At 41.6% G+C, this 20,901-nt stretch carries 10 protein-coding genes, 11 tRNA genes, 5 rRNA genes and 1 other annotated feature; all 26 genes read right to left on the minus strand.

Annotated elements, in window-relative coordinates; genetic code table 11:
• Positions 1-57: 57 nt before the first annotated feature.
• Positions 58-276, minus strand: a binding site (T-box leader).
• A 42-nt stretch (positions 277-318) separates the two neighbouring features.
• The 26 genes from gltX to AB1282_RS05480 all read right to left on the minus strand — a co-directional run bounded on the left by gltX (position 319) and on the right by AB1282_RS05480 (position 20,792).
• Positions 319-1,779 (minus strand): glutamate--tRNA ligase, encoded by a 1,461-nt coding sequence (gene gltX, locus AB1282_RS05355; protein ID WP_056467346.1) that lies wholly within the window; start codon positions 1,777-1,779, stop codon positions 319-321.
• Between the two features lie 42 nt (positions 1,780-1,821).
• Positions 1,822-2,301 carry a 2-C-methyl-D-erythritol 2,4-cyclodiphosphate synthase gene (ispF, locus tag AB1282_RS05360; RefSeq protein WP_056467343.1) on the minus strand — a complete coding sequence of 160 codons (480 nt, stop codon included), beginning with the start codon at positions 2,299-2,301 and terminating at the stop codon, positions 1,822-1,824.
• 11 nt (positions 2,302-2,312) lie between these two features.
• Entirely contained in the window at positions 2,313-2,999 is a 687-nt protein-coding gene (gene ispD / locus AB1282_RS05365) for a 2-C-methyl-D-erythritol 4-phosphate cytidylyltransferase (protein WP_056467339.1), read from the minus strand.
• Between the two features lie 20 nt (positions 3,000-3,019).
• Positions 3,020-4,090, minus strand: coding sequence for a PIN/TRAM domain-containing protein (locus AB1282_RS05370; protein WP_056467336.1), 1,071 nt, complete (start codon positions 4,088-4,090; stop codon positions 3,020-3,022).
• Between the two features lie 50 nt (positions 4,091-4,140).
• A complete protein-coding gene (gene disA / locus AB1282_RS05375; RefSeq protein ID WP_056467333.1) occupies positions 4,141-5,214 on the minus strand; it encodes a DNA integrity scanning diadenylate cyclase DisA in 1,074 nt (357 codons plus the stop codon).
• 2 nt (positions 5,215-5,216) lie between these two features.
• Entirely contained in the window at positions 5,217-6,596 is a 1,380-nt protein-coding gene (gene radA, locus AB1282_RS05380; RefSeq protein ID WP_056467330.1) for a DNA repair protein RadA, read from the minus strand.
• 179 nt (positions 6,597-6,775) lie between these two features.
• Positions 6,776-9,217 (minus strand): ATP-dependent protease ATP-binding subunit ClpC, encoded by a 2,442-nt coding sequence (gene clpC, locus AB1282_RS05385; RefSeq protein WP_056467326.1) that lies wholly within the window; start codon positions 9,215-9,217, stop codon positions 6,776-6,778.
• A 20-nt stretch (positions 9,218-9,237) separates the two neighbouring features.
• Positions 9,238-10,305, minus strand: a complete 1,068-nt coding sequence (locus AB1282_RS05390) for a protein arginine kinase (protein WP_056467323.1) — start codon at positions 10,303-10,305, stop codon at positions 9,238-9,240.
• Between the two features lie 5 nt (positions 10,306-10,310).
• Complete coding sequence (locus AB1282_RS05395) at positions 10,311-10,859, minus strand: UvrB/UvrC motif-containing protein (RefSeq protein ID WP_056467320.1); 549 nt, start codon at positions 10,857-10,859, stop codon at positions 10,311-10,313.
• Positions 10,860-10,878: 19 nt separating this feature from the next.
• Positions 10,879-11,340: a CtsR family transcriptional regulator gene (locus tag AB1282_RS05400; RefSeq protein WP_056467317.1), complete on the minus strand. Its 462-nt coding sequence runs from the start codon at positions 11,338-11,340 to the stop codon at positions 10,879-10,881.
• A gap of 399 nt (positions 11,341-11,739) precedes the next feature.
• A 5S ribosomal RNA gene (gene rrf / locus AB1282_RS05405) occupies positions 11,740-11,855 on the minus strand.
• 55 nt (positions 11,856-11,910) lie between these two features.
• Positions 11,911-14,848: ribosomal RNA gene (locus AB1282_RS05410) — 23S ribosomal RNA — on the minus strand.
• 77 nt (positions 14,849-14,925) lie between these two features.
• Positions 14,926-15,001: transfer RNA gene (locus AB1282_RS05415), tRNA-Ala, on the minus strand.
• A 21-nt stretch (positions 15,002-15,022) separates the two neighbouring features.
• A tRNA-Ile gene (locus AB1282_RS05420) sits at positions 15,023-15,099 on the minus strand.
• A 92-nt stretch (positions 15,100-15,191) separates the two neighbouring features.
• Positions 15,192-16,741 (minus strand): 16S ribosomal RNA (locus AB1282_RS05425).
• Between the two features lie 82 nt (positions 16,742-16,823).
• Positions 16,824-16,899, minus strand: a tRNA-Ala gene (locus AB1282_RS05430).
• 9 nt (positions 16,900-16,908) lie between these two features.
• A tRNA-Pro gene (locus AB1282_RS05435) sits at positions 16,909-16,985 on the minus strand.
• 5 nt (positions 16,986-16,990) lie between these two features.
• Positions 16,991-17,067 (minus strand) — tRNA-Arg (locus AB1282_RS05440).
• Between the two features lie 12 nt (positions 17,068-17,079).
• Positions 17,080-17,166 (minus strand) — tRNA-Leu (locus AB1282_RS05445).
• 8 nt (positions 17,167-17,174) lie between these two features.
• A tRNA-Gly gene (locus AB1282_RS05450) sits at positions 17,175-17,249 on the minus strand.
• Positions 17,250-17,271: 22 nt separating this feature from the next.
• Positions 17,272-17,354, minus strand: a tRNA-Leu gene (locus AB1282_RS05455).
• A 21-nt stretch (positions 17,355-17,375) separates the two neighbouring features.
• A tRNA-Lys gene (locus AB1282_RS05460) sits at positions 17,376-17,451 on the minus strand.
• An 8-nt stretch (positions 17,452-17,459) separates the two neighbouring features.
• Positions 17,460-17,532 (minus strand) — tRNA-Thr (locus tag AB1282_RS05465).
• A gap of 3 nt (positions 17,533-17,535) precedes the next feature.
• Positions 17,536-17,611, minus strand: a tRNA-Val gene (locus tag AB1282_RS05470).
• Between the two features lie 5 nt (positions 17,612-17,616).
• Positions 17,617-17,732 (minus strand): 5S ribosomal RNA (rrf, locus tag AB1282_RS05475).
• Between the two features lie 122 nt (positions 17,733-17,854).
• Positions 17,855-20,792 (minus strand): 23S ribosomal RNA (locus AB1282_RS05480).
• The 16S, 23S and 5S rRNA genes sit together here with 11 tRNA genes alongside, the layout of an rRNA operon.
• Positions 20,793-20,901: the final 109 nt, after the last annotated feature.

The raw sequence follows: 20,901 nt of genomic DNA on the forward strand, positions 1-20,901 counted from the left end.
TAAGAATTTTATTTTTTCTCTCTAAAATATAAAAAGCGTCCCTGTGTACTTAAAATACACAGAGACGCTTTATGCGCGGTTCCACTCTGTTTAGATAAAATAAATTATCTCAACTCATGTAATGTAACGGTTTCCACCGCCCTAGCCTACTAAAAAGTGTTTTTCGGCTAAGGACTCAAGGGGGCACTTCCATGACTACTGTTAAAATCACTTTCACCAATGTGATTCTCTCTGGGTAACGAGTAACCATTTACTTTTCCCTATCAACATTTTACCTATATAAATATTACTTATATATATTACAAATTAATCAAAATGTTAACCAATAATTTGTTGTAAGCGAGCAATAACTTTTTCTTTTCCTAATAAAGTCATCGCTGCTGGTAATTCTGGACCATGACATTGACCAGTTGTTGCAACACGAATTGGCATAAATAATTTTTTGCCTTTTTGTCCAGTTGACTTTTGAACTGATTTCATTGAAGCTTTAATCGAATCAACTGTAAATTCTTCAGAAGCTTTAAGTTCTTCAACTAATGCTGAAAGTACTTCCTTCACTTGCTCTTCAGAAATAACAGCTTGCTCTTCTTCACCGAATGTTAACACGTCTTTAAAGAATAAGCCTGATAATTCTACAATTTCAGCACCAAAGCTCATTTGGTCTTGATATAAAGCTACTAGATTTGTAACCCATAGGTTTTCATCTGCAGTACGTTCCTCATTTACAAAACCAGCTTTAATTAGATGTGGTAATGAAATTTCCACCACTTTTTCTAATGGTTGCTCTTTAATATAACGATTGTTAATCCAAGTTAATTTTTGCTTATCAAACATAGCTGGAGCAGAACTTAAACGGCTTGGATCGAAAATTTTAATAAATTCATCCTTGCTGAAAATTTCTTCTTCACCAACTGGTGACCAACCAAGAAGAGCAATAAAGTTAAATAATGCTTCTGGTAAGTAACCAAGATTTTGATATTGTTCAATAAATTGTAATACAGATTCGTCACGTTTTGAAAGCTTTTTACGGTTTTCGTTCACAATTACTGCCATATGACCAAAATCTGGAGCATCCCAATTTAATGCACGATATACCATTAATTGTTTAGGCGTATTTGAAATATGCTCTTCTCCACGCAGTACGTGACTAATTTTCATTAATGCATCATCAACTACTACCGCGTAGTTATAAGTAGCGATTCCGTTCTTTTTAACAAGAACCCAGTCACCGATATCTTTTGATTCAAATTTAATATTACCACGAACGATATCTTCCCACTCATACGTATCGTTTGCTGGTACTGCAAAACGAATAGTGTGCTCTGCACCTGCTGCTTCTTTTACAGCTCTTTCTTCAGCTGTTAAATGACGGCATTTTCCGCTATAACGTGTAGTTGGATGACCAGCAGCTAATTGTGCTTCACGTTCCGCTGCAAGCTCTTCCTCTGTACAATAGCACTTGTATGCATGACCATTCTCAATTAATTCATTAGCATATTGTTTGTATAAGTCTAGTCTTTCTAGCTGACGATAAGGACCGTACTCGCCACCTTTATCCGGACCTTCATCCCAATCAATACCTAACCAGTGTAAAAATTTCGCTTGGCTTTCTTCGCCACCTTCAACATTACGTTCTATATCTGTATCTTCAATACGTAATACCATATCACCATTAAAATGCTTAGCAAATAAATATACGTATAATGCTGTACGTGCATTTCCAATATGTAAATGACCTGTCGGACTAGGTGCATAACGAACTCTTACTCTATTTGACATTTATAGACACTCTCCACTGAATAATTAATATACTTTATTAGTTTAAGCCTTCTTTTGTAACAATACAACCGCTTGCGATGCAATTCCTTCTTTTCTTCCTGTAAAACCTAATTTTTCAGTTGTTGTTGCTTTTACATTAATACAATCAGATGTCGTTTCAAGCAGTTCTGCAATTCTCTCTCTCATTAATTGGATATACGGTGCCATTTTAGGCGCTTGAGCAATAATCGTACAATCTGCATTAACTAACTCATAACCTTTATCCTTAACAATATGAAATACGTGCTGAAGTAGTTTGGCTGAATCAGCATCTTTAAAAGCTGGATCCGTATCTGGGAAATGTCTACCTATATCTCCTTCACCTATAGCCCCAAGCAATGCATCCGATATTGTATGAAGAAGAACATCGGCATCAGAATGACCTAATAAACCTAATTCGTATGGGATCTCAATTCCACCAATAATTAATGGGCGATTTTCTGCAAAAGCGTGAACATCAAACCCTTGTCCAATTCTAAACATGTAAACACCTTCTAACCTCTATATTGTTCATAGATTGTTTCAGCAAAAAACATATCTTCTTTCGTTGTTACTTTAATATTGTTATAATCTCCATTTACTACAAAAACTTTACTTCCGTTCCATTCAACTAAGCTTGCATCATCAGTTCCCAAATAACCATTTTCAATTGCTTTTTGATGCGCTTCTATTAAGCATTTGTATGTAAAAGCTTGGGGAGTCTGTACTCCCCAAAGTGTAGAACGATCGATTGTTTCAACGACTTCTTGATCAACAACTTTTTTTATTGTATCTTTCATTGGAACTGCACAGATGACTGCCTCATGTTCATTCATTTTTTCAAGAATCCGCTCAATCACTGCATTTGTTACAAAAGGTCTCGCCCCATCGTGTACCAAAATAAAACTTTCAGTATCCTTAATTGAAGCTAAACCATTATAGACACTTTCTTGCCTCTCTGCTCCACCTTTTACATAGGTTATTTTATTTTGTATACTGCTTGGCAAATTTAAAGTTTCAAAGAACTGTTTTTCAGATTCTTTAATCGGTAAGATAATCTCATTGCAACGCTGATCTTCGCCAAATACTTTTAAAGTTAATTCAATAATTGGCGAGCTAATTATTTTTAGAAATAATTTATTATAGCCTGCACCCATTCGTGAGCCAGAACCCGCTGCTGGGATGATGACCTTATATTGCATTTTACGTATACCTCTCTAACTTACTTTACTTTTGCAAAAATCATGCGACCTGCAGAAGTTTGTAGTACGCTCGTAACGACTGTATCCACTCGTTTACCAATTGATTCTTTACCGTCTTCTACAACGATCATTGTACCATCGTCTAAATATGCAACACCTTGTAATTTTTCTTTACCTTCTTTAACTACAAAAGCAGTTAATACTTCCCCTGGTAATACTACAGGTTTTATTGCATTTGCTAGATCGTTAATATTCCAAACTTTAATTTGCTGAAGTTCACTTACTTTGTTTAAATTAAAGTCATTTGTCACTAAAATACCATTTTTTAATTTAGTAAGCTTTACTAATTTTGCATCTACTTCGGGAACATCTTCAAAATCCCCTTCGTAGATTTCAACTTTCATAGCTAGCTCTTTTTGGATTCTATTAAGAATATCTAATCCTCTTCGTCCTCTATTTCGTTTTAACGTATCCGAGGAATCAGCTATATATTGTAATTCTGCTAATACAAATTGTGGAATCACAATTGTTCCTTCTATGAATCCAGTTTGACAAATATCAGCAATACGACCATCAATGATTACACTAGTATCTAAAATTTTAACTGGAATATCGAATGGTGTATCTTGCTCTTCAGCAGCCTTTTTCTTAGCCTTTGAAGATAAAGTAAATAAACTCAATAATTCTTCTCTCTTTTTAATCCCAACTTGAAAACCTAAATATCCTAATAAAATCGTAACTACTATTTGAATAATTGATGAAACATACTGTAATCTAATTGAGTCAATTGGCAATGAAATAAGAAATGCCAGAATAAGTCCAAAAACAAGTCCTAAACTACCAAACAAAATCATTGAAATAGGAGCTTTTAATAATTTCTCCTCAATATACTTGATAAACGTTACTGTTGGATCAACTAACCAAAGCGATAAAATAAAAAAGATCACTGCTCCACTCAAAGCTTGCACATAAGAATTATGCAATATATTAGGTAACTCTGTTTTCAACAGTTTATCTAATAGTGGAAAAAGTACTAAACCTAAAGTACTTCCGACAAAAATATAAATAACTTGAACGATCCTCTTTATCAATTCGCCACCTCCTTTAAATAAATAATTAACTCTATCTTAGACGAAATAACTTAGTTATGTCTATTGATATACAGTTGCTCCTGAATTCGTTTTAATCCTTCTTTGATTTTTTTCGCACGAATTTCACCGATTCCATCAACATCATCTAACTCAGCAAGAGTAGCTTTGTATATACCTTTAAGGTGCTTAAATCTTTGTGTTAAATTTTCAATAACTAACGGCGGTAGTCTAGAAATTTTCATCAACATACGATACCCTCTAGGCTCTACCATTTCTTCAAGATTAGTGTTATTCGGATAACCTAGCAATTTAATGATGGCATGATCCTCTAACAATTCTTCATTTGCTAGTTCTTGAAGTTTTTGCAAAATACTTTTAGGATCTTGTTCCTTATTATAATGATAATCCTTTATTAAAAGTAATGCCTCCTCCTCAAGGTCCGAAATGATCTCAATTAACTGTAATTCAATCAGTCTTCCTTCATCACCAAGCTCAATTACATAGTTATTAATTTCATTTTTAATTCGAAGAACCATTTCAACGCTATGTAAAACATTTACAACTTCAAATAATGTAACCAGCTCTTCAAATTCTAAAATACTAAGTGAAGTAATCCCTTGATTCCAAACAATTTTGTATTTTTCAAGAGTCTGAATCGCTTGATTAGCCTTTGTTAAAATTACGCCAATATCTCGCAGTGTATAGCGTAAATTACCTTTATATAAGGTAATTACATTACGTCTTTGTGATATAGCAATTACTAAGTTTCCTGTTTGTCTTGATACTCGTTCTGCTGTTCGGTGACGCATCCCAGTTTCTTTTGTAAAGATTGATTGATCTGGTATCAATTGTGCATTTGCCAACAGGATTTTTGAACCTGTTTCATTTAAAATGAGAGCTCCATCCATTTTTGCTAATTCATATAAGCTAGCTGGAGAGAAAGGGTCATTAATATGAAAACCACCATCGACCATTTCTTTTGTTTCATCATTAAAGCCAAGTACAATTAATCCACCAGTCTGTGCTCTAAGTACATTATCAATGCCATCACGCAATGGTGTACCTGGAGCGATCATTTCTAAAACTGGCAACATTGATTTAGCTTTTTGTTTTTGATCCTCCATCTCTACCCTCCTAACACGTATTTTAATGCTTCATGTACTGTATTAATACCTATTATTTCCATTCCTTCAGGAAAACTCCATCCTCCAATATTTTTTGATGGAATTATTGCTCTTTTAAATCCAAGTTTAGCTGCTTCTTGTACTCTTTGCTCTATTCTAGATACCCTACGAACTTCTCCTGTTAAACCGATCTCGCCAATTACTACATCTGTTGGATTAGTAGGTTTATCTTGAAAGCTTGATGCTATACTTACTGCAACAGCTAAGTCTACAGCTGGCTCATCTAACTTCAGTCCTCCGGCAACCTTTAAATAAGCATCTTGATTTTGTAATAAAAGGCCCATTCTCTTTTCTAATACAGCCATAATTAATGATACCCTATTGTGATCAATACCTGTTGCCATTCGCCTTGCATTTCCAAAGCTCGTTGGAGAGACAAGTGCTTGTAATTCAACAAGTACAGGTCTAGTACCTTCCATAGAAGCAACAACAGTTGAACCTGCTACTCCAAAAGGTCGCTCTTCTAAGAATATTTCTGATGGGTTCAGCACTTCCACTAATCCCAACTCTTTCATCTCAAAAATACCTGTTTCATTAGTAGATCCAAAACGATTTTTAACTGCCCTTAATATTCGATATGTATGATGTCTTTCACCCTCAAAATATAACACTGCATCTACCATATGTTCCAGTAAACGTGGGCCAGCAATTGATCCCTCTTTTGTTACATGCCCTACTATAAAGATTGGGATGCCTTTTGTCTTCGCGATTTTCATTAATTCTGAAGTACACTCTCGAACTTGAGAAACACTACCAGGAGCAGATGTTACTTCTTGTAAATAGATTGTTTGAATTGAATCAATTACAACAAAATCAGGAGACATCTCATCCATATACCGAGCAATATAAGACAAATCTGTCTCGGATAGAACATATAAGTTTTGTGTAGCGACACCTAGTCGTTCTGCTCTTAATTTTATTTGCTTTTGAGATTCTTCACCTGAAACATATAAAACTTTATGATCTTTTTTAGCCAATTGTGAGGAAACCTGTAAGAGCATCGTCGACTTACCTATCCCCGGGTCACCACCAATTAATACTAATGAACCTAAAACGATTCCGCCACCTAAAACCCGATTAAACTCATCGAAGGAAGTTTCGATACGAGTTTCAGTACCTATTTCCACTTCCATGATTGAAATTGGTTTCGTTCCTTCTGCTGAAGCATTTGTATTAAATGTTAGCCTTCTTGAACTAGCAGGCTGTTCTATGAACTCAACCATTGTATTCCACTCGTTACATGCAGGACACTTTCCAATCCACTTAACTGACTCATATCCACAAGATTGACAAACGAATTTAGTTTTACTTTTTTTAGCCATATGTATAGTACCTCTTTTGTTACTATGATTTTCTATATTAATAGAGTATGTATTCTAAGTCTATCCTAACGCTTTTTTGATATAAGAAAAAGGGCTTCACGCCCTTTTTCACAAATTAGATAACTTTACAATTAATTTGTTCAATTATCCTTCATAAAAGGTATGAACTTTGTAATTGTTTATTGATTTACAGTTTCAGCTGCCGGTATTATCAAATATTCATTATCCTTTACATCAAGAATAACTTTTCGGCCTTTTTCAACATTACCTTTTAATAATTCTTCGGATAAACGATCCTCTACTTGTTTTTGAATTGCTCTTCTTAATGGACGAGCACCATACTCAGCATCGAATCCTTCATCTGAAATTTTATCAATTGCTGCATCTGATAATTCTAGTTCAATTTCTTGTTCTTTTAAACGCTTAGTTAAGCTATTAACCATTAAGTGAACAATTTCTTTAATATGTTTCTTCTCTAATGAATGGAAAACGATTGTTTCATCGATACGGTTTAGGAATTCAGGACGGAATGCTTTTTTCAGTTCCTCTAATACTTTTCCTTTCATATCTTTGTAATCTTTTTCGCCATCGTTAATATTAAATCCAACATACTTATTTGTTTTTAAAGCACTTGCTCCAACGTTGGATGTCATGATAACAAGTGTGTTTCTAAAGTCAACTGTGCGGCCTTTTGAATCAGTTAATCGACCGTCTTCTAATACTTGAAGTAGGATATTAAATACATCTGGATGAGCTTTCTCAATTTCATCTAATAGAATTACTGAGTAAGGTTTACGTCTAACTTTCTCAGTTAATTGACCACCTTCATCATATCCTACATAACCTGGAGGTGCCCCTACTAAACGAGATGTTGCGTGTTTTTCCATATACTCTGACATATCAATACGAATCATCGCATCTTCATCGCCGAAAATTGTTTCAGCTAATGCTCGAGCTAACTCTGTTTTACCTACCCCTGTAGGACCTAAGAAAATAAATGAACCAATTGGGCGTTTTGGATCTTTTAATCCAGCTCTTGCACGTCGTACAGCTTTAGAAACTGCTACTACTGCTTCTTCTTGACCAATTACTCGTTTATGAAGAACACTTTCCATATTTAACAATTTATCTGCCTCTGTTTGAGCAAGTTTTGTAACTGGAATATTCGTCCATGATGATACAACATTCGCTATATCCTCTACAGTTACTTCAGAATTTTCTTTACCTTGTTTCTCTTTCCATTGGCGTTTCGTATCTTCTAATTGTTCACGTAATCTTTGTTCTGAGTCTCTTAATGATGCTGCTTTTTCAAATTCTTGACTTTGAACAGCTGCATCTTTCTCTTTACGAACTTCCTCTAATTTTAATTCTAATTCTTTTAAATTTGGCGGTGTAGTAAAGCTACGTAGTCGTACTTTAGAACCTGCCTCGTCAATAACATCAATTGCTTTATCCGGTAAGAAACGGTCTGTAATGTATCGATCAGATAGTTTTACAGCCTCAATAATTGACTGGTCAGAAATTGATACTCTATGATGTGCCTCATAACGGTCACGTAAGCCTTGAAGAATTTGAATTGACTCCTCTACACTCGGCTGATCAACTTGAATTGGTTGGAATCGACGCTCTAGCGCAGCATCTTTTTCGATATATTTACGGTATTCATCAATTGTTGTTGCACCGATACATTGTAGCTCACCACGTGCTAATGATGGCTTTAAGATGTTAGATGCATCAATTGCACCTTCCGCCCCACCTGCACCGATTAGTGTATGAAGTTCATCAATGAAAAGAATAATATTACCAGCTTGACGAATTTCGTCCATTACCTTTTTCAGACGATCTTCAAATTCACCACGGTACTTAGTTCCAGCTACAACAGTACCCATATCAAGTGTCATTACTCGTTTATCTCTTAAAATCTCTGGTACTTCATTATTAACAATTTGTTGAGCTAATCCTTCTGCAATAGCCGTTTTACCTACACCAGGCTCACCAATTAATACTGGATTATTCTTAGTTCGTCGGCTTAACACTTCAATTACTCGCTGAATTTCTTTACCACGTCCGATTACAGGATCTAAGCGACCCTCTCTAGCCGATACTGTTAAATCACGAGCTAAGCTGTCTAATGTCGGTGTGTTTGCTTGATTAGCAGAGCCATTTTGATGATTAGACGAGCTTTCATTGCTACCTAATAATTGGAGAACTTGTTGACGAGCTTTATTTAAGCTAACACCAAGATTATTTAATACTCTTGCTGCTACACCTTCACCTTCTCGAATTAGTCCTAAAAGGATGTGCTCTGTTCCTACATATGAATGCCCTAATTTGCGAGCCTCATCCATTGATAATTCAATCACTTTTTTAGCTCTAGGAGTGTAGTGTACAGTTTGAGCAACTCCTTGACCACGTCCTATTAATGTTTCCACTTCTTGTTGAACTTTCTCTGGGCTTAATCCAAGTGCAAGTAATGCCTTAGCAGCAATGCCTTCTCCCTCTCGAACAAGTCCTAGTAAAATATGTTCTGTACCTATATTTGAGTGTCCAATTCGGATTGCCTCTTCTTGAGAAAGAGCTAATACTTTTTGAGCACGTTCTGTAAATCGACCAAACATCATAATTGGTTCCTCCCATATAATTAGTTATTTTTGTTAGATAATCTTTCGCGTATTAGTGACGCTCTTTTAATATCCCTTTCTTCGGGAGTAAGCTGATCACCTACATGCTGTTGTAAAATACCTGGTTGAGTTAATATCATTAATTCATGTAAAAAGTTTTTAGATAAACCATCAATTAAACCTAAATCAATCCCTAATTGTACATCTGATAAACACTTAGCACTTTCCTTTGTTTCTATTATTCTTCCGTATTTCAATGTACCTAGAGAACGAAAAACTCGATCTTCTAAAAGAATTAAAGAAGTTCTTGCAAGTGCATCCCTTGCTGATTTCTCGTGTTTGATCAGTTGTTGTACAATTGTGGTTAAATCTTCTATAATTTCTTCTTCCGATTTCCCTAGTGTTATTTGATTCGAAATCTGAAAGATATTACCTAATGCTTCGCTACCTTCGCCATAAATTCCTCTTACTACTAAACCAAGTTGATTAATAGTAGGAATGAGGCGGTCAAATTGTTTCGTGATGACCAGTGCTGGAAGATGCATCATCACTGAGGCCCTTAATCCGGTACCAACATTAGTAGGACAGCTGGTTAAATAACCAATTGTTTCATCAAAAGCATATTCAAGCTGACTCTCTATATAATTATCAATATGATTCGCTTGAGTAAGTGCCTCTCTAAGTTGTAAACCTGGAAATAGAGCTTGAATTCTTAAATGGTCTTCTTCATTAATCATAATGCTAATTTGTTCGTCCTGAGATAATATACATGCACCATGTACCGACTCTTGAACTAAATTAGGACTTATTAAGTGTTTTTCAATTAATACTCTTTTCTCTACTGGTTCTAACTTATTAATTTCAATATATTCAAAAGGTCCGTTTGGTAAAGCTGTACTACCTTCAAAATAATGTTTAACTAAATGACAAATTTCTTTAGCCTTGTCTTGACTAAGTAAAGTTGGATACAAATATGCACTAAAATTTCTAGCGAGCCTAATACGACTACTTAAAACGATATCATCGTCCGGACCTTCTTGTTTCATCCAAGGACTGATGGCTTCATTTATAATTCGATTAATAGACATGTAACTTACTCCACCTCCTTTTGAAGGGCTTGTAAATCTTTTTCAATTTCACGAATTTCATCCCGAATTTTAATTGCTTGCTCAAAATCTTCCTTTTCAATAAAATTTTTCATTTGAGATTTCAAGTCTTGTAGCTTTCTTTTTAAGGAGATCTCACCATTAATCTTTTGAGGTATTTTCCCTGTATGAGATACATTACCGCTATGAATTCTTTTAACAATTGGTTTCATCTGATCCATAAATGTTTCATAACAAGTTGAACAACCTAAACGACCAATTTTAGTAAACTTTTGAAAAGTCATCTTACATCTAGGACATTCAATATGGGAATCTTGATGAAATTTATTTTTCTTCATTTCATAAATACCAGTATTACCTTTAAACAATCCAGCTAACAAATCATTTACAGAATAACCACCTATTTCAGAAAAAATATATTTATTGTTCGATTCATTTGCGCATTTCTCACATAAGTGAATATCTGTTTTCTCACCATTAATAATTTTAGAATAGTGTAATGTTGCCGGACGCTCTTGACATTCTTGACAAATCATAATGGGCAACCTCCATATTCTATTTATACTTTAAACTTCTTAGCATTGCCTTGAACATTCTTGCTCTTAACTCGTCTCGATAAGGTAAATTAACCATTATTACTGAACGATCTAATACACTTAACATCATTTTTGCTTCTCGCCCTGTAATTACACTCTTTTCAAGTAGTAGACGAATATAGTCCTCCGAGCTAGACTGTGCAATATTATTAGTAAAGCTACTTAATATTTGATCAATTACGCTCGCTTTATCATGAAATTGCACTTTAATAATTCGAATATACCCTCCACCGCCGCGTTTACTTTCTACTACATATCCTCTTTCTAGTGTAAATCTAGTATTTATTACATAATTTATTTGAGAAGGTACACAATCAAATTTATTTGCTATTTCACTTCTTTTTATCTCGACATAATCTTTATCGGATATGTCAAAGTAGTGCATTAGATATTGTTCAATAATATCTGATATATTCTTCATCTATTTACCACCTTTACTGACTTTGACTATCTTTGACTATTATTATATTCCTTTCATGAAAAATTTCAACTATTATCTCTTTACCATTTTTTCCAAACGATACAGCTCTTAATCTTTTTTTGTACATTAAGAAAGTATAAATTGGTAGCCTAGGAGAAAAATTGACATATTTTCCAGTTTTGGGTATTAAGTATAAGTGCTATCTTTGCCTAAAGGCTCGTCAATTGGCGATTTTTCTTTATCAGTATATAAATATATATGTTATACAATTCTTTTAAGAAGCTTTTTTTCCTTTATACTTTTATTAAAAAAATTATTAACTTGAACTATTTCGTTTGATCCTTTAAGCATTTTAAGATAACAAAAAAAACATCAGCCTAAAAGCTGATGTTTTCGGTTACCAGGCGACGTTCTACTCTCACAGGGGGAAACCCCCAACTACCATCGACGCAAAAGAGCTTAACTGCCGTGTTCGGTATGGGAACGGGTGTGACCTCTTTGCCATAATCACCTGATTTATAGAGTTGTACTTCGTACCCTCAAAACTAGATAATGTCATTATCAAACTAGTTAGTTAAGTCCTCGACCGATTAGTATCAGTCAGCTCCACGTGTCACCACGCTTCCACCTCTGACCTATCAACCTGATCGTCTCTCAGGGGTCTTACTAGCTTAACGCTATGGGAAATCTCATCTTGAGGGGGGCTTCATGCTTAGATGCTTTCAGCACTTATCCCTTCCACACATAGCTACCCAGCCATGCTCTTGGCAGAACAACTGGTACACCAGCGGTGTGTCCATCCCGGTCCTCTCGTACTAAGGACAGCTCCTCTCAAATTTCCTGCGCCCACGACGGATAGGGACCGAACTGTCTCACGACGTTCTGAACCCAGCTCGCGTACCGCTTTAATGGGCGAACAGCCCAACCCTTGGGACCGACTACAGCCCCAGGATGCGATGAGCCGACATCGAGGTGCCAAACCTCCCCGTCGATGTGGACTCTTGGGGGAGATAAGCCTGTTATCCCCGGGGTAGCTTTTATCCGTTGAGCGATGGCCCTTCCATGCGGAACCACCGGATCACTAAGCCCGACTTTCGTCCCTGCTCGACTTGTAGGTCTCGCAGTCAAGCTCCCTTATGCCTTTACACTCTTCGAATGATTTCCAACCATTCTGAGGGAACCTTTGGGCGCCTCCGTTACTCTTTAGGAGGCGACCGCCCCAGTCAAACTGCCCACCTGACACTGTCTCCGAGCCGGATAACGGCTCTAGGTTAGAATTTCAATACAGCCAGGGTAGTATCCCACCGACGCCTCCACCGAAGCTAGCGCTCCGGCTTCTCAGGCTCCTACCTATCCTGTACAAGCTGTACCAAAATTCAATATCAAGCTGCAGTAAAGCTCCACGGGGTCTTTCCGTCCTGTCGCGGGTAACCTGCATCTTCACAGGTACTATAATTTCACCGAGTCTATGGTTGAGACAGTGCCCAAATCGTTACGCCTTTCGTGCGGGTCGGAACTTACCCGACAAGGAATTTCGCTACCTTAGGACCGTTATAGTTACGGCCGCCGTTTACTGGGGCTTCAATTCAGAGCTTCTCCCGTAAGGGATAACCCCTCCTCTTAACCTTCCAGCACCGGGCAGGCGTCAGCCCCTATACTTCGCCTTGCGGCTTCGCAGAGACCTGTGTTTTTGCTAAACAGTCGCTTGGGCCTTTTCACTGCGGCTCTCCCGGGCATACACCCAAAAGAGCACCCCTTCTCCCGAAGTTACGGGGTCATTTTGCCGAGTTCCTTAACCATAGTTCTCTCGCTCACCTTAGGATTCTCTCCTCGCCTACCTGTGTCGGTTTGCGGTACAGGCACCTATTTCCTCGCTAGAAGCTTTTCTTGGCAGCGTAGAATCAGGAACTTCGGTACTATATTTCCCTCGCCATCACAACTCAGCCTTATGATGTGCGGATTTGCCTACACATCAGCCTAATTGCTTGGACGCGCATATCCAGCAGCGCGCTTACCCTATCTTTCTGCGTCCCTCCATTGCTCAAACGGAAATGAGGTGGTACAGGAATATCAACCTGTTGTCCATCGCCTACGCCTTTCGGCCTCGGCTTAGGTCCTGACTAACCCTGGGAGGACGAGCCTTCCCCAGGAAACCTTAGGCATACGGTGGACGGGATTCTCACCCGTCTTTCGCTACTCATACCGGCATTCTCACTTCTAAGCGCTCCACCAGTCCTTACGATCTAGCTTCAACGCCCTTAGAACGCTCCCCTACCACTGATACCATACGGTATCAATCCGCAGCTTCGGTGATACGTTTAGCCCCGTTACATTTTCGGCGCAGAGTCACTCGACCAGTGAGCTATTACGCACTCTTTAAATGGTGGCTGCTTCTAAGCCAACATCCTGGTTGTCTAAGCAACTCCACATCCTTTTCCACTTAACGTATACTTTGGGACCTTAGCTGGCGGTCTGGGCTGTTTCCCTCTTGACCACGGATCTTATCACTCGTAGTCTGACTCCTATGGATAAGTCATTGGCATTCGGAGTTTGACTGAATTCGGTAACCCGTTGGGGGCCCCTAGTCCAATCAGTGCTCTACCTCCAAGACTCTAACACATAAGGCTAGCCCTAAAGCTATTTCGGGGAGAACCAGCTATCTCCGAGTTCGATTGGAATTTCTCCGCTACCCACACCTCATCCCCGCACTTTTCAACGTGCGTGGGTTCGGACCTCCATTCAGTGTTACCTGAACTTCATCCTGGACATGGGTAGATCACTCGGTTTCGGGTCTACGACCACGTACTATATCGCCCTATTCAGACTCGCTTTCGCTGCGGCTCCGTCTCTTCAACTTAACCTTGCACGGGATCGTAACTCGCCGGTTCATTCTACAAAAGGCACGCCATCACTCGTTAACGAGCTCTGACTATTTGTAAGCACACGGTTTCAGGTTCTCTTTCACTCCCCTTCCGGGGTGCTTTTCACCTTTCCCTCACGGTACTGGTTCACTATCGGTCACTAGGTAGTATTTAGCCTTGGGAGATGGTCCTCCCAGATTCCGACGGAATTTCACGTGTTCCGCCGTACTCAGGATCCACTCAAGAGGGAACGAGGTTTCAACTACAGGGTTTTTACCTTCTTTGACGGACCTTTCCAGGTCGCTTCATTTACCCCGTTCCTTTGTAACTCCGTATAGAGTGTCCTACAACCCCAAGAGGCAAGCCTCTTGGTTTGGGCTATCTTCCGTTTCGCTCGCCGCTACTCAGGAAATCGCTATTGCTTTCTATTCCTCCAGGTACTTAGATGTTTCAGTTCCCTGGGTCTGTCCTCAGTACCCTATGTATTCAGGTAAAGATACTACTCCATTACGAGTAGTGGGTTCCCCCATTCGGAAATCTCCGGATCAAAGCTTACTTACAGCTCCCCGAAGCATATCGGTGTTAGTCCCGTCCTTCATCGACTCCTAGTGCCAAGGCATCCACCGTGCGCCCTTTCTAACTTAACTAATTTTAAAACTAATTGAATTAAACTTACGCAGTTTAATGAATGACATTATCTAGTTTTCAAGGTACAAAATAAAAATGGTGGAGCCTAGCGGGATCGAACCGCTGACCTCCTGCGTGCAAGGCAGGCGCTCTCCCAGCTGAGCTAAGGCCCCGAACATAAAAAAAGAAAGATATGGTGGGCCTAAATGGACTCGAACCATCGACCTCACGCTTATCAGGCGTGCGCTCTAACCAGCTGAGCTATAGGCCCATATCTACAATAGAAGGATAATCCTTCAAAACTAAACAAAACAATGAAGAAACATTTCATACATGAACCATCGGTTCATGATGTCTCCATAGAAAGGAGGTGATCCAGCCGCACCTTCCGATACGGCTACCTTGTTACGACTTCACCCCAATCATCTGTCCCACCTTAGGCGGCTGGCCCCTAAAAGGTTACCCCACCGACTTCGGGTGTTACAAACTCTCGTGGTGTGACGGGCGGTGTGTACAAGGCCCGGGAACGTATTCACCGCGGCATGCTGATCCGCGATTACTAGTGATTCCGGCTTCATGTAGGCGAGTTGCAGCCTACAATCCGAACTGAGAATAGTTTTATGGGATTAGCTCCACCTCGCGGTCTTGCAACCCTTTGTACTATCCATTGTAGCACGTGTGTAGCCCAGGTCATAAGGGGCATGATGATTTGACGTCATCCCCACCTTCCTCCGGTTTGTCACCGGCAGTCACCTTAGAGTGCCCAACTAAATGCTGGCAACTAAGATCAAGGGTTGCGCTCGTTGCGGGACTTAACCCAACATCTCACGACACGAGCTGACGACAACCATGCACCACCTGTCACTCTGTCCCCGAAGGGAAAGCCCTATCTCTAGGGTTGTCAGAGGATGTCAAGACCTGGTAAGGTTCTTCGCGTTGCTTCGAATTAAACCACATGCTCCACCACTTGTGCGGGCCCCCGTCAATTCCTTTGAGTTTCAGTCTTGCGACCGTACTCCCCAGGCGGAGTGCTTAATGCGTTAACTTCAGCACTAAAGGGCGGAAACCCTCTAACACTTAGCACTCATCGTTTACAGCGTGGACTACCAGGGTATCTAATCCTGTTTGCTCCCCACGCTTTCGCGCCTCAGCGTCAGTTACAGACCAGAAAGTCGCCTTCGCCACTGGTGTTCCTCCAAATCTCTACGCATTTCACCGCTACACTTGGAATTCCACTTTCCTCTTCTGCACTCAAGTTTCCCAGTTTCCAATGACCCTCCCCGGTTGAGCCGGGGGCTTTCACATCAGACTTAAGAAACCGCCTGCGCGCGCTTTACGCCCAATAATTCCGGACAACGCTTGCCACCTACGTATTACCGCGGCTGCTGGCACGTAGTTAGCCGTGGCTTTCTGGTTAGGTACCGTCAAGGTGCCAGCTTATTCAACTAGCACTTATTCTTCCCTAACAACAGAGCTTTACGACCCGAAGGCCTTCATCGCTCACGCGGCGTTGCTCCGTCAGACTTTCGTCCATTGCGGAAGATTCCCTACTGCTGCCTCCCGTAGGAGTCTGGGCCGTGTCTCAGTCCCAGTGTGGCCGATCACCCTCTCAGGTCGGCTACGCATCGTCGCCTTGGTGAGCCGTTACCTCACCAACTAGCTAATGCGCCGCGGGCCCATCTATAAGTGATAGCCGAAGCCATCTTTCAATAAAGGAACAGGAGTTCCTTTATGTCATCCGGTATTAGCTCCGGTTTCCCGAAGTTATCCCAGTCTTACAGGTAGGTTGCCCACGTGTTACTCACCCGTCCGCCGCTAACTAACGGGAGCAAGCTCCCATTAGTCCGCTCGACTTGCATGTATTAGGCACGCCGCCAGCGTTCGTCCTGAGCCAGGATCAAACTCTCCATAAAAGTTAAGTTTAAATCTTGTATTGCTCAAAAAACTAATAATTGACGTTTACTTCATGTTTTGTTTAGTTTTCAAAGATCATCTTGGTGGAGCCTAGCGGGATCGAACCGCTGACCTCCTGCGTGCAAGGCAGGCGCTCTCCCAGCTGAGCTAAGGCCCCTTATTGAAATGGTCGGGAAGACAGGATTTGAACCTGCGACCCCCTGGTCCCAAACCAGGTGCTCTACCAAGCTGAGCCACTTCCCGTAATATGGCGCGCCCGAAAGGACTCGAACCCATAACCTTTTGATCCGTAGTCAAACGCTCTATCCAATTGAGCTACGGGCGCATATTATAAAAATGGTACCGAGGGCCGGACTCGAACCGGCACGGGGTCAACCCCCGCAGGATTTTAAGTCCTGTGTGTCTGCCATTCCACCACCCCGGCAGTATATATGGAGCGGAAGACGGGGTTCGAACCCGCGACCCCAACCTTGGCAAGGTTGTATTCTACCACTGAACTACTTCCGCATATACTGATTAACAAGATAAATGGTGCGGGTGAAGGGACTCGAACCCCCACACCGAAGTACTAGATCCTAAGTCTAGCGCGTCTGCCAATTCCGCCACACCCGCAAATATTTTCTTTTTAGAAAATGGTGAGCCATGAAGGATTCGAACCTTCGACCCTCTGATTAAAAGTCAGATGCTCTACCTACTGAGCTAATGGCTCATAAAGAGTGCCGACTAGAGGACTTGAACCCCCAACCTACTGATTACAAGTCAGTTGCTCTACCAATTGAGCTAAGTCGGCATATGGTGGAGGATGACGGGCTCGAACCGCCGACCCCCTGCTTGTAAGGCAGGTGCTCTCCCAGCTGAGCTAATCCTCCATCAAACCAAGCGACGTTCTACTCTCACAGGGGGAAACCCCCAACTACCATCGACGCTGAAGAGCTTAACTGCCGTGTTCGGTATGGGAACGGGTGTGACCTCTTCGCTATCATCACTTGATTCATTTTCTTTAGGACATTAATTATTATATCAAAATATCTACTAAAGTCAATAACTTTTTTGAAGTTTTTTTATAATAATTTTTGTACCTTCAAAACTAGATAATGTCATTATCAAACTTGTTAGTTAAGTCCTCGACCGATTAGTATCAGTCAGCTCCACGTGTCACCACGCTTCCACCTCTGACCTATCAACCTGATCGTCTCTCAGGGGTCTTACTAGCTTAACGCTATGGGAAATCTCATCTTGAGGGGGGCTTCATGCTTAGATGCTTTCAGCACTTATCCCTTCCACACATAGCTACCCAGCCATGCTCTTGGCAGAACAACTGGTACACCAGCGGTGTGTCCATCCCGGTCCTCTCGTACTAAGGACAGCTCCTCTCAAATTTCCTGCGCCCACGACGGATAGGGACCGAACTGTCTCACGACGTTCTGAACCCAGCTCGCGTACCGCTTTAATGGGCGAACAGCCCAACCCTTGGGACCGACTACAGCCCCAGGATGCGATGAGCCGACATCGAGGTGCCAAACCTCCCCGTCGATGTGGACTCTTGGGGGAGATAAGCCTGTTATCCCCGGGGTAGCTTTTATCCGTTGAGCGATGGCCCTTCCATGCGGAACCACCGGATCACTAAGCCCGACTTTCGTCCCTGCTCGACTTGTAGGTCTCGCAGTCAAGCTCCCTTATGCCTTTACACTCTTCGAATGATTTCCAACCATTCTGAGGGAACCTTTGGGCGCCTCCGTTACTCTTTAGGAGGCGACCGCCCCAGTCAAACTGCCCACCTGACACTGTCTCCGAGCCGGATAACGGCTCTAGGTTAGAATTTCAATACAGCCAGGGTAGTATCCCACCGACGCCTCCACCGAAGCTAGCGCTCCGGCTTCTCAGGCTCCTACCTATCCTGTACAAGCTGTACCAAAATTCAATATCAAGCTGCAGTAAAGCTCCACGGGGTCTTTCCGTCCTGTCGCGGGTAACCTGCATCTTCACAGGTACTATAATTTCACCGAGTCTATGGTTGAGACAGTGCCCAAATCGTTACGCCTTTCGTGCGGGTCGGAACTTACCCGACAAGGAATTTCGCTACCTTAGGACCGTTATAGTTACGGCCGCCGTTTACTGGGGCTTCAATTCAGAGCTTCTCCCGTAAGGGATAACCCCTCCTCTTAACCTTCCAGCACCGGGCAGGCGTCAGCCCCTATACTTCGCCTTGCGGCTTCGCAGAGACCTGTGTTTTTGCTAAACAGTCGCTTGGGCCTTTTCACTGCGGCTCTCCCGGGCATACACCCAAAAGAGCACCCCTTCTCCCGAAGTTACGGGGTCATTTTGCCGAGTTCCTTAACCATAGTTCTCTCGCTCACCTTAGGATTCTCTCCTCGCCTACCTGTGTCGGTTTGCGGTACAGGCACCTATTTCCTCGCTAGAAGCTTTTCTTGGCAGCGTAGAATCAGGAACTTCGGTACTATATTTCCCTCGCCATCACAACTCAGCCTTATGATGTGCGGATTTGCCTACACATCAGCCTAATTGCTTGGACGCGCATATCCAGCAGCGCGCTTACCCTATCTTTCTGCGTCCCTCCATTGCTCAAACGGAAATGAGGTGGTACAGGAATATCAACCTGTTGTCCATCGCCTACGCCTTTCGGCCTCGGCTTAGGTCCTGACTAACCCTGGGAGGACGAGCCTTCCCCAGGAAACCTTAGGCATACGGTGGACGGGATTCTCACCCGTCTTTCGCTACTCATACCGGCATTCTCACTTCTAAGCGCTCCACCAGTCCTTACGATCTAGCTTCAACGCCCTTAGAACGCTCCCCTACCACTGATACCATACGGTATCAATCCGCAGCTTCGGTGATACGTTTAGCCCCGTTACATTTTCGGCGCAGAGTCACTCGACCAGTGAGCTATTACGCACTCTTTAAATGGTGGCTGCTTCTAAGCCAACATCCTGGTTGTCTAAGCAACTCCACATCCTTTTCCACTTAACGTATACTTTGGGACCTTAGCTGGCGGTCTGGGCTGTTTCCCTCTTGACCACGGATCTTATCACTCGTAGTCTGACTCCTATGGATAAGTCATTGGCATTCGGAGTTTGACTGAATTCGGTAACCCGTTGGGGGCCCCTAGTCCAATCAGTGCTCTACCTCCAAGACTCTAACACATAAGGCTAGCCCTAAAGCTATTTCGGGGAGAACCAGCTATCTCCGAGTTCGATTGGAATTTCTCCGCTACCCACACCTCATCCCCGCACTTTTCAACGTGCGTGGGTTCGGACCTCCATTCAGTGTTACCTGAACTTCATCCTGGACATGGGTAGATCACTCGGTTTCGGGTCTACGACCACGTACTATATCGCCCTATTCAGACTCGCTTTCGCTGCGGCTCCGTCTCTTCAACTTAACCTTGCACGGGATCGTAACTCGCCGGTTCATTCTACAAAAGGCACGCCATCACTCGTTAACGAGCTCTGACTATTTGTAAGCACACGGTTTCAGGTTCTCTTTCACTCCCCTTCCGGGGTGCTTTTCACCTTTCCCTCACGGTACTGGTTCACTATCGGTCACTAGGTAGTATTTAGCCTTGGGAGATGGTCCTCCCAGATTCCGACGGAATTTCACGTGTTCCGCCGTACTCAGGATCCACTCAAGAGGGAACGAGGTTTCAACTACAGGGTTTTTACCTTCTTTGACGGACCTTTCCAGGTCGCTTCATTTACCCCGTTCCTTTGTAACTCCGTATAGAGTGTCCTACAACCCCAAGAGGCAAGCCTCTTGGTTTGGGCTATCTTCCGTTTCGCTCGCCGCTACTCAGGAAATCGCTATTGCTTTCTATTCCTCCAGGTACTTAGATGTTTCAGTTCCCTGGGTCTGTCCTCAGTACCCTATGTATTCAGGTAAAGATACTACTCCATTACGAGTAGTGGGTTCCCCCATTCGGAAATCTCCGGATCAAAGCTTACTTACAGCTCCCCGAAGCATATCGGTGTTAGTCCCGTCCTTCATCGACTCCTAGTGCCAAGGCATCCACCGTGCGCCCTTTCTAACTTAACTAATTTTAAAACTAATTGAATTAAACTTACGCAGTTTAATGAATGACATTATCTAGTTTTCAAGGTACAAAGTTGAGAGTGAACTCTCAAAACTAAACAAAACAATGAAG

This window comes from Gottfriedia sp. S16(2024), assembly GCF_050473765.1.
GTDB lineage: Bacteria > Bacillota > Bacilli > Bacillales > Bacillaceae_G > Gottfriedia.